Genomic DNA, 13,569 nt, shown 5'->3' on the forward strand with positions numbered 1-13,569 from the left:
GGGCCTGGCACAGGCATGATCGCCAGGCAGTCAACGATGGAGCGAAACGAGTGCAACCCATGCAAGACAACGACCTGCAAGCGCTGATGAGCCGATTTGAGTTGCTGATCGAGCGCGTCGAGCAACTTAAACGGCAAAATGCACTCCTAGTAGCTCAGGAAAAATCCTGGCGCGAAGAGCGCGCCCACCTCATCGACAAGAACGAGATCGCAAGGCGCAAGGTCGAATCGATGATCTTGCGGCTCAAGGCCCTGGAGCAAGACTCATGAGTTCAAGCAATAGCGTCACCGTCCAGATCCTCGATAAGGAATACTCGATCATCTGTCCGCCCGAGGAGCGCAACAACCTGGTCAGCGCGGCACGCTACCTGGACGGCAAGATGCGTGAGATCCGCAGCAGCGGCAAGGTGATCGGCGCTGATCGCATCGCGGTCATGGCAGCGCTGAACATCACCCACGAAATGCTGCACCGTCAGGACACTCCGGATGTGGTCAGCGGCGGCACTACCCGTGAGCAGGTGCGTGACCTGCTGGAGCGGGTCGACAATGCATTGGCCGACGACACGGGTACCAAAAACGGCTGAGGTTGGTATACTGGCGCCACTCCCTGGGGGATGCGCCAGTCGGTTATGTCCCTGAGCCGATACGCACAACCACGGGGGTTGCACGCTGGGGCCGGTGTGCATGTCCGCACGACGGAAAGCCTTAACGCCCCCTGCAATCTCCACCTTGAACTTTCGGGTTCAAGGGCTACACCGATAGCGGTCTTATCGGGGAGCCTGAATGCTTCATTGCCCGCCTCCGGGCAATTGGTTTGGCCGCTATGGCGGCCGACACCTCTGGGAACGCCCGTGCCATGACCGACACCGCGCCGCTCACCCGCCCTCAACTTCGCCGCCTGCTGCGTAATGCCCGCCGCGCCCTTACCCCGGCCCAGCAACGCCAGGCGACCCTCGGCCTGTACCGCCAGCTTGCGCAGCACCCGCTGTTTCGCCGGGCCAAGCACATTGCCCTGTACCTTCCCAACGATGGCGAGATCGACCCACGCCTGCTGCTGCGCGAAGCTCAACGCCGGGGCAAACGCACCTATTTGCCCGTGCTGCATGCCTGGCCAGCGACGCGCATGGTATTTCAGCGATTCGAGCATGGGGAAAAACTACGGCCCAACCGCTTCCGAATTCCGGAACCTGTAATCGAGCGCAAGCGGCAACGGCCAATCTGGGCGCTGGACTTGATCCTGCTGCCGTTGGTGGGCTTCGATGAAGTGGGTGGGCGACTGGGTATGGGCGGTGGCTTCTATGACCGCAGCCTGGCCTATCAGGCACGTCGCAAGTACTGGAAGAAACCGCTACTGCTGGGGCTGGCCCATGAGTGTCAGAAAGTAGAACGACTGGCCCAGGCCAGTTGGGATGTGCCGCTGCAAGGAACGGTCTCGGACCGCGGCTGGTACCTGGCACGCAACTAAAGGCGCGCCAGGCCAAGGCTTAGCGTTGTTGCGGGGCAGACTCGACGGGGGTCTGGTAGGCGATGTCCATCTTGCGCTCCCAGAAACTCTGCGCATAACCGGTGGTGACAACCCCCAGGCCGAAAATGAAGGCCAAGACCCACAGCAGGTCCGGTTTGCGTTTGTTCATCGATTGCCCCCCTAGGCAAACTGTTCTGGCTCGCTAGCTTTTTCAGTGCTGGCGGAGCATGTCGCTTAAAATCGGCGCATTTTCCGACAACGTGCGTCGACACGCAAACGTTGACGCCAACCGGCTGTCGGTTTCATGCAACAGGTTATTTCAAACTTTGTCAGGAGCAGCATCCATGGCCTATTGGCTGATGAAATCCGAGCCCGACGAGCTCTCCATCGAAGCCTTGGCCCGCCTGGGCGAGGCGCGCTGGGACGGGGTGCGCAACTATCAGGCGCGCAATTTCCTGAGGGAAATGAGCGTAGGCGACGCGTTCTTCTTCTACCACTCCAGCTGCCCGCAACCAGGCATCGCCGGTATTGCCAAGATCACTACGGCGGCCTACCCGGACCCGACTGCGCTCGACCCTGAAAGCCCCTATCACGACGCCAAGGCGACTGCCGAGAAAAACCCGTGGAGCGCGGTAGATGTAGCTCATGTGCAGACGTTCAAGCAGGTGCTGGGGTTAGGCCTGCTCAAGCAACAGACTGCACTTGAGGAGCTGCCGCTGGTGCACAAAGGCACGCGGCTGTCGGTGATGCCGGTTAGCCCAGCGCAATGGGCGGCGATCATGGCCCTGGCTAAGTGACGTGACGCGCTGGCTGACCCAGCTTTTTCGCAGGCTCGCCGGCGAAAAGGCTGGGTCGATATCAAATCACTGCACAATCAAGTTATTAAACAGCAGATCCTCGACGATCGGCTTGCCTTCTTCGGCTTCCATCACCTGCTGCACCTGCTTCAGGGCTTCCTGACGCAGCTTCTCCTTGGCCTCGACGTTGCTCATGTTATCCACAGCCTGCTGGGTGAACAGCGCCACCAGCTGGTTACGGATCAGCGGCTCGTGGTGCTTGACCGCAGTGGCGGCGGCGTCACCGGTTACTCGCAGGGCCACGTCAGCCTTGTATACGCGCAGCTTGGGGCTACCATCGAGGGCGTAGTTGCCGACAAAGGGCGGGCTCAGGCTGATGTAGGAAACCTTCGGCTCCCCTTCCTTGGCTGCCTCGGCCATGGCCGTTGCTGGCAGCAGCAGCGCCAGTACCATCAAGATCCACGCTTTCACGAATTCGCTCCTCAATACAGTTGGCGCCAGCTTACCCAGCACTTCGTTCAAACCCAAGCTCGGGCTTATGCCAGCCCATCAGGCCGGGCCATGCTCATTGACCCGGCACCTGGCCCTCTTACACTTATCGGCCACCACACGCAAAGGAATAGCCCCGATGAAAGCTGTGTTGTGCAAAACCCTTGGCCCAGCGCGCGATCTGGTGCTGGAAGAGGCGGCCAGCCCTACGCCAAAGATCAACGAGATCCTGCTCGACGTGCACGCCGCCGGGGTCAACTTCCCCGATACCCTGATCATCGAAGGCAAATACCAGTTCCAGCCGCCACTGCCATTCTCGCCAGGTGGCGAGGCCGCAGGGGTAGTGGCCGCCGTGGGCGCGAAAGCGGGTGCCTTCAAGGTCGGCGACCGGGTCATGGCCCTGACCGGCTGGGGCGCCTTTGCCGAGCAGGTGGCAGTGCCGTTCTATAACGTGCTGCCAGTGCCGCCGAGCATGGACTTCACCACTGCTGCGGCGTTTGGCATGACCTACGGCACCTCGATGCACGCCCTGCGCCAACGCGCCAACCTACAGCCAGGGGAGACCTTGCTGGTACTCGGCGCTTCGGGGGGTGTAGGGCTTGCCGCAGTGGAGATTGGCAAGGCCATGGGCGCCAAGGTGATCGCCGCCGCCAGCAGCGAAGAGAAACTGCAGGTGGCCAAGGCCGCCGGCGCCGATGAGGTGATCGACTACAGCAAGGCCAGCCTGAAGGATGAAATCAAGCGCCTGACGGGCGGCCAGGGAGTAGATGTCATCTACGACCCAGTAGGTGGCAAGCTGTTCGACCAGGCTGTGCGTGGCCTTGCTTGGAATGGGAGATTGCTGGTGGTGGGTTTTGCCAGTGGAACGATTCCGCAATTGCCGGTGAACCTGGCGCTGCTCAAGGGTGCCTCGGTGGTCGGGGTGTTCTGGGGATCGTTTGCCCAGCGCCAGCCTGAGGATAATGCAGCCAACTTCCGTCAGTTGTTTGCCTGGCATGCCGAAGGCAAGTTAAAGCCACTGGTGTCGCAGACTTATCCACTGGCCGAGGCCGGGGCGGCAATCGAGCGACTGGCGCAGCGCCAGGCTGTGGGTAAGTTGGTGGTGCTGGCCAGGTAAGGCTTTAGATCCTCAATGTCGCTTCTGGCCTCTTCGCGGGCAAGCCCGCTGCCACAGGGATAGCGGTGTCTTTGATGTCGATGCGGTATCTGTGGGAGTGCCCGTCACCGCACTCACAGGTACAGCGCAGCCATCAATGACAACTCGGCCCCTGTGGGAGCGGCCTTGCCCGCGAAGCGGCCGGTGCAGCCGACAAATACTTCAGACCTCACGCAAGTTGTGGCAACGCCTGAACCGCGCCTCAAGATTACGATCGGGCATCTGGTGACTGCGCAGTGCATTGAGGGTCTGCTCGACGTAATCCCGGGTACTGCCATAACGCCCTTTGGCGCTGGCCAGAATCTGGCTGAGCAAGCCATCCGGCAGATCACCGGCATAGCACGGCAGATGGCGCTCCAGAACAAACCCTAGCGCCTGAACCTTGCTGCCATCATTCAAGCGGCAAGTCAGCCAATGCGGCCGATACGCAGGGTATGGCATCTCGCGCTGCCACAAGGCCATGAGCGAGTCATCCAGATTGCTCTCCTCCAGGCGATAGGCAAAGCCACTGCATGAGCCGCCACGATCGAGCCCGAACACCAGCCCTGGGCACTCCGGCGTGCCGCGGTGCTCATGCGACCACAGGTACAGCCCGCGATGATAGCCATGCACCCGCGCCCGCTGGCGTTCGACCGAATGACATTCTGGGCGCCAGATCAGCGAGCCATAGGCAAATAGCCACACCGGCCCACCGTGATGGCGCGCCATGGTCGACTGCATCGAATTGAACAATTGCTCGCGAGTCAGTTGCTGACCGAAGTCGAGCGACGGCGGATAGGGTACCTGCCAAGATAGACTTTCAATTGCCGACATAAGCTGCCGCCATTATTCCCCGAGAACTTACGAAGAACGCCACTGTAACTCAGTGACGCTCCACTGGACTTACCGTACGGCAGAAAGTATCCATCGCACAAGCCCCCATGCACACCTGAGCCGCCGAACTACGGGCCCTGCAAGCGATTGCACGGTATTGTTTCGAGTATAGTGAAAGTTATTGGCTGCGGCGGTAACAATTTACCGCCTTATAATCATCGCCGGACACTTTGGTTATTAGCGTCGACTAACTATTCAGTTGCGCGGGGCATAGGCGAACACATCGGCACGCATGCGGTGCGCATCCATGCCGGCTTCAACCAACGCATCGAGCGTGGCATAGACCATATTTGGCGAACCACTGGCATACACGTGCACATCGTTGAGGTCGGCGATGTCTTCGCAAACTGCCTCATGCAGCATGCCGCAACGCCCTTCCCAGCCACACAGGTCACTGACGACCTTGTGCAGGAACAGGTTGGGCAGGCGCTGCCACTCATCCCAGTGCTCGATCTGGTAGAAGTCTTCCGGACGACGCACGCCCCAGTACAAGTGCACCGGGTGCTTGAAACCATTGGCCCGGCAGTGCTCGACCAAGCTGTGCATCTGGCCCATGCCGGTGCCGGCGGCGATCAGCACCAGTGGCCCATCAGGCAGCTCGGCCAAATGTGCATCGCCAAACGGCAGTTGGATACGCGCAATACCATCGCGCTGCAATTGCTCGATCAGCGCCACGGCACTGGCTTCGCGCGCCAGCACGTGCAGCTCCAGATCGCGCCCGCCATGCGGTGCAGAGGCCAGCGAGAAGGCTGCCTTGTCGGCGCCGTCGCGCTCGATCATCAGGTACTGGCCGGCGTGATAACGCGGCGGCTTGCCGGCCGGAGCGCGCAGGCGCACGCGCCAGACGTCGCCGCCCACCTCGACGCACTCGCTCACCGTGCAGGCCAAGGTGCGCACCGGCAGTTCGCCCAAGGCAAGTACACCGTCCCAGAGCAAGATACAGTCCTCCAGCGGCTCGGCGATGCAGGTGAACAGCTCGCCGTGATCACGCACTTCACCGTCCTGGCGCACCCGCCCTTCCACCAGCAAGGCAGCGCAGACGTGGCAATTGCCGTTGCGGCAGCTGCTCGGACAGTCGTAACCCAGGCGCCGGGCGCCATCGAGAATCCTTTCACCGGGTTCAAGCGCCAGTACCGCCCCGGACGGCTGCAACGTTACCTGCATCAATCTATTCCCAACTGATCCCACAGCTCATCGATACGGCGGGTGACGGCATCGTCCTTGACGATGACTCGACCCCATTCGCGTGTAGTCTCGCCCGGCCACTTGTGCGTTGCATCCAGGCCCATCTTCGACCCCAGCCCCGATACCGGCGACGCGAAGTCCAGGTAGTCGATTGGCGTGTTGTCGATCATCACCGTATCACGCTTGGGGTCCATGCGCGTGGTGATGGCCCAGATTACGTCGTTCCAGTCACGGGCGTTGACGTCGTCGTCGGTAACGATAACGAACTTGGTGTACATGAACTGTCGCAGGAACGACCAGACACCCAGCATGACCCGCTTGGCATGGCCTGGGTACTGCTTCTTGATGGTCACTACCGCCATGCGGTACGAGCAGCCTTCGGGCGGCAGGTAGAAGTCGATGATCTCTGGGAACTGCTTCTGCAGGATCGGCACGAACACTTCGTTCAGCGCAACACCAAGGATCGCCGGCTCATCCGGTGGACGGCCGGTGTAGGTGCTGTGATAGATCGGTTTACGCCGGTGGGTGATGCGTTCAATGGTGAACACCGGGAAGCTGTCCACCTCGTTGTAGTAACCGGTGTGGTCGCCGTATGGGCCTTCGGGGGCCATCTCGCCTGGGTGGATCACCCCTTCCAGGATGATTTCCGCAGTGGCCGGCACCTGCAGGTCACTGCCACGGCACTTGACCAGCTCGGTACGATTGCCACGCAGCAGGCCAGCGAAGGCGTATTCGGAAAGGGTGTCAGGCACCGGGGTCACAGCGCCAAGAATGGTCGCCGGGTCCGCGCCCAGGGCTACCGCCACCGGAAATGGCTGGCCAGGGTGCTTCTCGCACCACTCGCGATAGTCCAAAGCGCCGCCACGGTGGCTCAGCCAACGCATGATGACCTTGTTCCGGCCAATCACCTGCTGGCGATAGATGCCCAGGTTCTGGCGTTCTTTGTTCGGCCCGCGGGTGACGGTCAGGCCCCAGGTGATCAGCGGCGCCACATCGCCCGGCCAGCAGTGCTGGATCGGCAGTTGGCTGAGGTCGACGTCTTCGCCCTCGACCACGATTTCCTGGCATACCGCATCTTTGATGACCTTGGGCGCCATCGACACGACTTTCTTGAAGATCGGCAGTTTCGACCAGGCGTCCTTGAGCCCCTTGGGCGGCTCGGGCTCTTTGAGAAAGGCCAGCAGCTTGCCGATTTCACGCAGCTCGTCGACCGATTCGGCACCCATGCCCATGGCCACCCGCTCCGGGGTGCCAAACAGGTTGCCGAGCACTGGAATGTCGAAGCCGGTAGGCTTTTCGAACAGCAACGCCGGGCCCTTGGCACGCAAGGTGCGATCGCAGACTTCGGTCATTTCCAGGACGGGTGAAATCGGAACCTGGATGCGCTTGAGTTCGCCGCGCTGTTCCAAGCCACGGATAAAGTCGCGCAAATCGCGATACTGCATGCGTGAGCCTCGTGTTGGCCGTATCGGTCGGGGTGCAGAGTGTAGCGCTGATCAAGCCGTTTTAGGATGCAAAAATGACTTGGGGCCGCTGCGCGACCCTTCGCGGGCTTATCCGCGAAGGACTGCGCAGCAGCCCCAAATCATCAGCCTGTGGAACGAATCGCTTACTTGCGCTTCATCGACAGGAAGAACTCATCGTTGGTCTTGGTCTGCTTGAGCTTGTCAGTCAAGAACTCGATGGCGGCGATCTCATCCATCGGGTGCAGCAGCTTGCGCAGAATCCACATGCGCTGCAGCTCGTCGTCAGCGGTCAGCAGCTCTTCACGACGGGTGCCCGACTTGTTGATGTTGATGGCTGGGAACACGCGCTTCTCGGCGATGCGGCGATCCAGCGGCAGCTCCATGTTGCCGGTACCTTTGAACTCTTCGTAGATCACTTCGTCCATCTTCGAGCCGGTTTCAACCAGCGCGGTGGCGATAATGGTCAGCGAACCGCCTTCCTCGATGTTACGTGCAGCACCGAAGAAGCGTTTTGGCTTCTCCAGGGCGTGAGCATCGACACCACCGGTGAGGACCTTGCCGGAGCTTGGGATCACGGTGTTGTAGGCACGCGCCAGACGGGTGATCGAGTCGAGCAGGATGACCACGTCTTTCTTGTGCTCGACCAGGCGCTTGGCCTTCTCGATGACCATCTCGGCAACCTGCACGTGGCGGGTCGGCGGCTCGTCGAAGGTGGAAGCGACCACTTCGCCGCGCACGGTGCGCTGCATTTCGGTCACTTCTTCCGGGCGCTCGTCGATCAACAGGACGATCAGGTGGCACTCGGGGTTGTTACGGGTGATGTTGGCCGCGATGTTCTGCAGCATGATGGTCTTGCCCGCTTTTGGCGGGGCGACGATCAGGCCGCGCTGGCCTTTGCCGATCGGCGCGCAGAGATCGATGACGCGGCCGGTCAAGTCTTCGGTGGAACCGTTACCGGCTTCCATCTTCAGGCGCTTGTTGGGGAACAGCGGCGTCAAGTTCTCGAACAGGATCTTGTTCTTGGCGTTTTCCGGACGGTCGAAGTTGATCGTGTCGACCTTGAGCAGCGCGAAGTAACGCTCCCCTTCCTTCGGCGGGCGGATCTTGCCGACGATGGTGTCGCCGGTACGCAGGTTGAAACGGCGGATCTGGCTAGGCGAGACGTAGATGTCGTCTGGGCCGGCCAAGTAGGACGCATCAGCCGAACGCAGGAAACCGAAGCCATCCTGGAGAATCTCCAGCACGCCGTCACCCGAGATCTCTTCGCCGCTTTTCGCGTGTTTCTTCAACAGGGCGAAAATCACGTCCTGCTTGCGCGAACGGGCCATGTTTTCGATGCCCATCTGTTCGGCCATTTCCAGCAGATCGGTAATCGGCTTTTGCTTGAGTTCAGTCAGGTTCATAAGGGGAGTGACGTAATCATGTAAGAAGGGAGGATTAAGCTTCTGGCTTAATGAAGCCGCGCCGCAAGATTGGCGACAGGATCGCGTACTGATTCGAATTAGGGATGCGTCGGCGACGGCGTGCAGAGGGCACTGAAGAAGCAGTGCGAGGCCGAATGTAACACTTGCTTTTTTCGGCGTCTAGTGCTCGAAAAAAGAAAAGCCCCGCATTTTCGTAATGCTGTTCACTAAGATTTAGGGGCCGCTTTGCGGCCCTTCGCGGGCAAGCCCGCTCCCACAGGAATAGCGCTTAACGTGAGAACGGCGCTAAACCTGTGGGAGCGGGCTTGCCCGCGAAGGGCTGCAACGCAGCCCCAAAACAAACGACACACAGTTTAAGTGAACAGCACTACCGCATTTGCGGGGCTTTTTCACATCAGATGTTTGCGTCGAGGAACGCAGCCAGCTGAGATTTGGACAGCGCGCCGACCTTGGTCGCCTCGACGTTGCCGTTCTTGAACAGCATCAGCGTCGGGATACCACGCACGCCGTGCTTGGCCGGGGTTTCCTGGTTGTCGTCGATGTTCAGCTTGGCGACGGTCAGTTTGCCTTGGTAGGTCGAAGCAATGTCGTCCAGGACTGGAGCGATCATCTTGCACGGGCCGCACCATTCAGCCCAGTAGTCGACCAGCACCGGGCCTTCTGCCTTCAGGACTTCAGCCTCGAAGGTGGCGTCGGTGACATGTTTGATCAGGTCGCTGCTCATGGATATCTCCAGGTTCGTAAGCAAAAAACGTGGCCCATCATAGCCGCACCGGCCGCCTACAGGAAGTCACGCTCGATTGAGTGTAACTATAGTTGTGCAAGACGCCACGAATCGAAACTGTCATATCAGTGTCATAAGATTCGTTGCCCCTTTGCTTTGCATCAAGCCTTGCCTTGCCGCGCGTTGGCGTCAGCCCGCGATCGTGGCACGATTGCCGGGTTATCGACCGAGAATCTCGAAATCATGCCGCAGAACTCCGCGAAGAACCTGTCCTTGATCGCCGCCATCGACCTTGGCTCCAACAGTTTCCATATGGTCGTGGCCAAGGCTCACCACACGGAAATCCGCATTCTTGAGCGCCTTGGAGAAAAAGTTCAGCTGGCTGCGGGCATCGACGAAGAGCGTCGCCTGAGCGAAGAAGCCATGCAGCGTGGCCTCGAATGCCTCAAGCGCTTCGCCCAGCTGATCAACGGCATGCCCGATGGCGCAGTGCGCATCGTCGGCACCAACGCCCTGCGCGAAGCGCGCAACCGCAATGAATTCATCCAGCGCGCCGAGGCCATTCTCGGCCACCCGGTAGAGGTCATCTCTGGCCGTGAAGAGGCGCGCCTGATCTACCTCGGTGTGTCGCACACCCTGGCCGACACCCCCGGCAAGCGCCTGGTCGCCGACATCGGCGGCGGCAGCACCGAGTTCATCATCGGCCAGCGCTTCGAACCGCTGCTGCGCGAGAGCCTGCAGATGGGCTGCGTGAGCTTCACCCAGCGCTATTTCCGCGACGGCAAGATCACCCCAGCGCGCTACGCCCAGGCCTACACAGCCGCGCGCCTGGAGCTGATGAGCATCGAAAACGCCTTGCACCGCCTGACCTGGGATGAAGCCATCGGCTCCTCGGGCACCATCCGCGCCATCGGTGCGGCGATCAAGGCCGGTGGTTTGGGCAATGGCGAGGTCAATGCCGAAGGGCTGGCCTGGGTCAAACGCAAGCTGTTCAAGCTGGGCGACACCGACAAGATCGATTTCGAAGGGGTCAAGCCGGACCGGCGCACCATCTTCCCCGCAGGCCTGGCGATTCTCGAGGCGATCTTCGATGCCCTTGAGCTGCAGCGCATGGATCACTGCGACGGCGCCCTGCGTGAAGGCGTGCTGTTCGACCTGCTCGGCCGCCACCATCATGAAGACGTGCGCGAGCGCACCCTCAATTCGCTGATGGAGCGTTATCACGTCGATCAGGGCCAAGCGGCCAGGGTCGAGCGCAAGGCGCTGCACGCGTTCGATCAGGTCGCCAAGGACTGGAACCTGGAAGAGGGCAATTGGCGCGACCTGCTCGGCTGGGCGGCGAAAGTGCACGAAGTGGGGCTGGATATTGCCCACTATCACTACCACAAGCACGGCGCCTACCTGATCGAGCACTCCGACCTGTCCGGTTTCTCCCGCGAAGACCAGCAGATGCTGGCCCTGCTGGTGCGCGGCCACCGCCGCAACATCCCCAAGGACAAGTTCGCCGAGTTCGGCGACGAAGGCATCCAGCTGATCCGCCTGTGCGTACTGCTGCGCTTTGCCATCCTGTTCCACCACATCCGCGGCACCCAACAGATGCCCAAGGTGGTGCTCAAGGCCGGTGCGAACAGCCTTGAAGTGGTCTTCCCAGAGGGTTGGTTGGAGCAGAACCAGCTGACCCAGGCCGACTTCGCCAATGAGGCGGAGTGGCTGGCCCGGGTCGGCTTCGTCCTCAGCGTACGTTGAGGACGGGGTTGCTCAGGCGCTCGAGCAGGGTCGCCTGGGCACTGCGCGGATTCTGGTTGCCGGTCGGCGTGCTGCGCACATAACGACCGTCGGACTGCAAGGTCCAGGCCTGGGTGTTGTCGGTCAGGTAGCTTTCCAGCTCCTTCTTCACCCGCAGCAGCAACTTCTTGCCTTCGACCGGGAAGCAGGTCTCGACCCGCTTATCCAGGTTGCGCTCCATCCAGTCGGCACTGGACAGGAAGATCTGCTCTTCGCCGCCATTGAGGAAGTAGAACACCCGCGTGTGCTCCAGGAAGCGGCCGATGATCGAGCGCACCTGGATATTGTGCGAAACCCCCGGAATACCTGGACGCAAGCAGCACATGCCACGCACTACCAGATCGATGCGCACGCCCGATTGGCTGGCCTTGTACAGCGCGCGAATGATCTTCGCGTCGGTCAACGAGTTGAACTTGGCGATGATGTGCGCAGGCTTGCCCTCGAGCGCGAACTGGGTCTCGCGGGCAATCATGTCGAGCATGCCCTTCTTCAGGGTGAACGGCGCGTGCAGCAGCTTCTTCATGCGCAGGGTCTTGCCCATGCCGATCAGCTGGCTGAACAACTTGCCGACGTCTTCGCACAGCGCGTCATCCGAGGTCAGCAGGCTGTAGTCGGTGTACAGACGGGCGTTACCGGCGTGGTAGTTGCCGGTACCCAAGTGGGCGTAGCGAACGATCTCACCCTGCTCACGGCGCAGGATCAGCATCATCTTGGCGTGGGTCTTGAAGCCGACCACACCATAGATCACCACCGCGCCCGCGGCTTGCAGACGGCTAGCCATCTGCAGGTTGGACTCTTCGTCGAAGCGCGCCCGCAACTCGATCACCGCCGTGACCTCCTTGCCGTTACGCGCCGCGTCCACCAGGGCGTCGACGATTTCCGAGTTGGCGCCGCTACGGTACAAGGTCTGGCGCACGGCAAGTACGTGCGGGTCCTTGGCGGCCTGGCGCAGCAGGTCGACCACCGGCGTGAACGACTCGAACGGGTGCATCAGCAGGATGTCCTGCTTGCTCACCACGCTGAAGATGTTCTCGGCATTTTGCAGCAACTTGGGGATCGCCGGGGTGAACGGCATGTATTGCAGCTCTGGATGGCTATCCAGGCCGGTAATGCTGAACAACCGGGTGAGGTTGACCGGGCCGTTGACCTGATACAGCTCGCTCTCGCTCAGGCTGAACTGCTTGAGCAGGTAGTCCGACAGGTGTTTGGGGCAGGTATCGGCCACTTCCAGGCGCACGGCATCGCCGTAGCGGCGCGAGAACAGCTCGCCACGCAGCGCCCGGGCCAGGTCGTCGACCTCTTCCGAATCCAGCGCCAGGTCGGCGTTTCGGGTCAGGCGGAACTGATAGCAGCCCTTGACCTTCATGCCCTGGAACAGGTCATCGGCGTGGGCGTGGATCATCGACGACAGGAACACGAAGTTGTCGCCGCTGCCGCCGACCTCTTCCGGCACGCGGATCACCCGCGGCAGCAAGCGCGGCGCCGGGATGATCGCCAAGCCCGAGTCGCGACCGAAGGCATCGACCCCTTCGAGCTCGACGATGAAGTTCAGGCTCTTGTTCACCAACAGCGGGAACGGGTGGGTCGGGTCGAGGCCGATCGGGGTGATGATCGGCGCGATCTCATCGCGGAAGAAGCGCCGTACCCAGGTCTTGAGCTTCGGCGTCCAGTGGCGGCGACGGATGAAGCGGATCTGGTGTTTTTCCAGCTCCGGCAGCAGTACGTCGTTGAGGATCGCGTATTGGCGATCCACCTCGAAGTGCACCAGCTCACTGATTCGCGCCAGCGCCTGGTGCGGCTGCAAGCCGTCGGCGCCGGCCTGTTCACGGGCAAAATTGATCTGTTTCTTCAGGCCCGCAACGCGGATCTCGAAGAACTCGTCGAGGTTGCTGGAGAAGATCAGCAGGAACTTCAGGCGCTCCAGCAGCGGGTAGGACTCATCCAGCGCCTGCTCCAGCACGCGGATGTTGAACTGCAGCTGGGAGAGCTCGCGATGAATGTACAGGCTGCTGTCGTCCAGGCTCGGCACGTGAATCGCCGGCGCCGGCGCGGGGGCCGGGGCTGGCGCTTCGACCGACTGCTCAGCGACCTGCTCGGCCACAGGCTCGGCAGCAACGGGCAAGTCCGGTGGCGTCTGGGTCAGCTCCTGCGGCAGCGCCTGGGCATCCTTGATCTCGACAGGGGTAAGCACTTCGTTATTCATCTG

Annotated in this window: 14 protein-coding genes and 1 other RNA gene; 7 read left to right on the forward strand and 8 right to left on the reverse strand. The window is 61.2% G+C overall.

Annotated elements, in window-relative coordinates; all coding sequences use genetic code 11:
- Window positions 1-59: 59 nt before the first annotated feature.
- The 4 genes from OIU19_RS22310 (at window position 60) to OIU19_RS22325 (ending at window position 1,464) form a co-directional block, all read left to right on the forward strand.
- On the forward strand, window positions 60-269 hold the full coding sequence (locus tag OIU19_RS22310) for a TIGR02449 family protein (RefSeq protein WP_186555839.1): 210 nt from the start codon (window positions 60-62) through the stop codon (window positions 267-269).
- Window positions 266-583: a cell division protein ZapA gene (locus OIU19_RS22315; RefSeq protein WP_186555838.1), complete on the forward strand. Its 318-nt coding sequence runs from the start codon at window positions 266-268 to the stop codon at window positions 581-583. Before OIU19_RS22310 ends, OIU19_RS22315 begins: the two co-directional genes overlap by 4 nt.
- 17 nt (window positions 584-600) lie before the next feature.
- Window positions 601-780, forward strand: a non-coding RNA gene (gene ssrS, locus OIU19_RS22320) — 6S RNA.
- Between the two features lie 75 nt (window positions 781-855).
- Window positions 856-1,464 carry a 5-formyltetrahydrofolate cyclo-ligase gene (locus OIU19_RS22325; RefSeq protein WP_264236828.1) on the forward strand — a complete coding sequence of 203 codons (609 nt, stop codon included), beginning with the start codon at window positions 856-858 and terminating at the stop codon, window positions 1,462-1,464.
- Window positions 1,465-1,483: 19 nt separating this feature from the next.
- On the opposite strand, the gene OIU19_RS22330 is transcribed toward OIU19_RS22325, so the two are convergent.
- Window positions 1,484-1,633, reverse strand: a complete 150-nt coding sequence (locus OIU19_RS22330) for a hypothetical protein (RefSeq protein WP_186555836.1) — start codon at window positions 1,631-1,633, stop codon at window positions 1,484-1,486.
- Between the two features lie 175 nt (window positions 1,634-1,808).
- Here OIU19_RS22330 and OIU19_RS22335 point away from each other — a divergent pair, with 175 nt between their 5' ends.
- A complete protein-coding gene (locus tag OIU19_RS22335; protein ID WP_264236829.1) occupies window positions 1,809-2,261 on the forward strand; it encodes an EVE domain-containing protein in 453 nt (150 codons plus the stop codon).
- 66 nt (window positions 2,262-2,327) lie between these two features.
- On the opposite strand, the gene OIU19_RS22340 is transcribed toward OIU19_RS22335, so the two are convergent.
- Entirely contained in the window at window positions 2,328-2,732 is a 405-nt protein-coding gene (locus OIU19_RS22340) for a flagellar basal body-associated protein FliL (protein WP_186555834.1), read from the reverse strand.
- Window positions 2,733-2,889: 157 nt separating this feature from the next.
- On the opposite strand from OIU19_RS22340, the gene OIU19_RS22345 reads away from it, so the two are divergent.
- Window positions 2,890-3,867, forward strand: coding sequence for an NADPH:quinone oxidoreductase family protein (locus tag OIU19_RS22345; RefSeq protein ID WP_264236830.1), 978 nt, complete (start codon window positions 2,890-2,892; stop codon window positions 3,865-3,867).
- A gap of 201 nt (window positions 3,868-4,068) precedes the next feature.
- Here the strand turns inward: OIU19_RS22345 and OIU19_RS22350 are convergent, their stop codons facing one another.
- From OIU19_RS22350 to trxA, 5 genes are all read right to left on the reverse strand, one after another.
- Window positions 4,069-4,719: a gamma-glutamylcyclotransferase gene (locus tag OIU19_RS22350; RefSeq protein WP_264236831.1), complete on the reverse strand. Its 651-nt coding sequence runs from the start codon at window positions 4,717-4,719 to the stop codon at window positions 4,069-4,071.
- Between the two features lie 255 nt (window positions 4,720-4,974).
- Window positions 4,975-5,943, reverse strand: a complete 969-nt coding sequence (locus OIU19_RS22355) for a CDP-6-deoxy-delta-3,4-glucoseen reductase (RefSeq protein WP_264236832.1) — start codon at window positions 5,941-5,943, stop codon at window positions 4,975-4,977.
- Window positions 5,943-7,409, reverse strand: coding sequence for a 4-hydroxy-3-polyprenylbenzoate decarboxylase (gene ubiD / locus OIU19_RS22360; RefSeq protein WP_264236833.1), 1,467 nt, complete (start codon window positions 7,407-7,409; stop codon window positions 5,943-5,945). Before ubiD ends, OIU19_RS22355 begins: the two co-directional genes overlap by 1 nt.
- Window positions 7,410-7,573: 164 nt before the next feature.
- Complete coding sequence (gene rho, locus OIU19_RS22365) at window positions 7,574-8,833, reverse strand: transcription termination factor Rho (protein WP_119146917.1); 1,260 nt, start codon at window positions 8,831-8,833, stop codon at window positions 7,574-7,576.
- Between the two features lie 415 nt (window positions 8,834-9,248).
- Complete coding sequence (gene trxA / locus OIU19_RS22370; RefSeq protein WP_186555829.1) at window positions 9,249-9,578, reverse strand: thioredoxin TrxA; 330 nt, start codon at window positions 9,576-9,578, stop codon at window positions 9,249-9,251.
- A gap of 243 nt (window positions 9,579-9,821) precedes the next feature.
- Here trxA and ppx point away from each other — a divergent pair, with 243 nt between their 5' ends.
- Window positions 9,822-11,324: an exopolyphosphatase gene (gene ppx / locus OIU19_RS22375; protein WP_264236835.1), complete on the forward strand. Its 1,503-nt coding sequence runs from the start codon at window positions 9,822-9,824 to the stop codon at window positions 11,322-11,324.
- Here the strand turns inward: ppx and ppk1 are convergent.
- Window positions 11,311-13,566 carry a polyphosphate kinase 1 gene (gene ppk1, locus OIU19_RS22380; protein WP_264236836.1) on the reverse strand — a complete coding sequence of 752 codons (2,256 nt, stop codon included), beginning with the start codon at window positions 13,564-13,566 and terminating at the stop codon, window positions 11,311-11,313. The genes ppx and ppk1 overlap by 14 nt on opposite strands.
- Window positions 13,567-13,569 lie beyond the last annotated feature (3 nt).

It is taken from the genome of Pseudomonas sp. BT-42-2 (assembly GCF_025847435.2).
Classification (GTDB): domain Bacteria; phylum Pseudomonadota; class Gammaproteobacteria; order Pseudomonadales; family Pseudomonadaceae; genus Aquipseudomonas; species Aquipseudomonas urmiensis.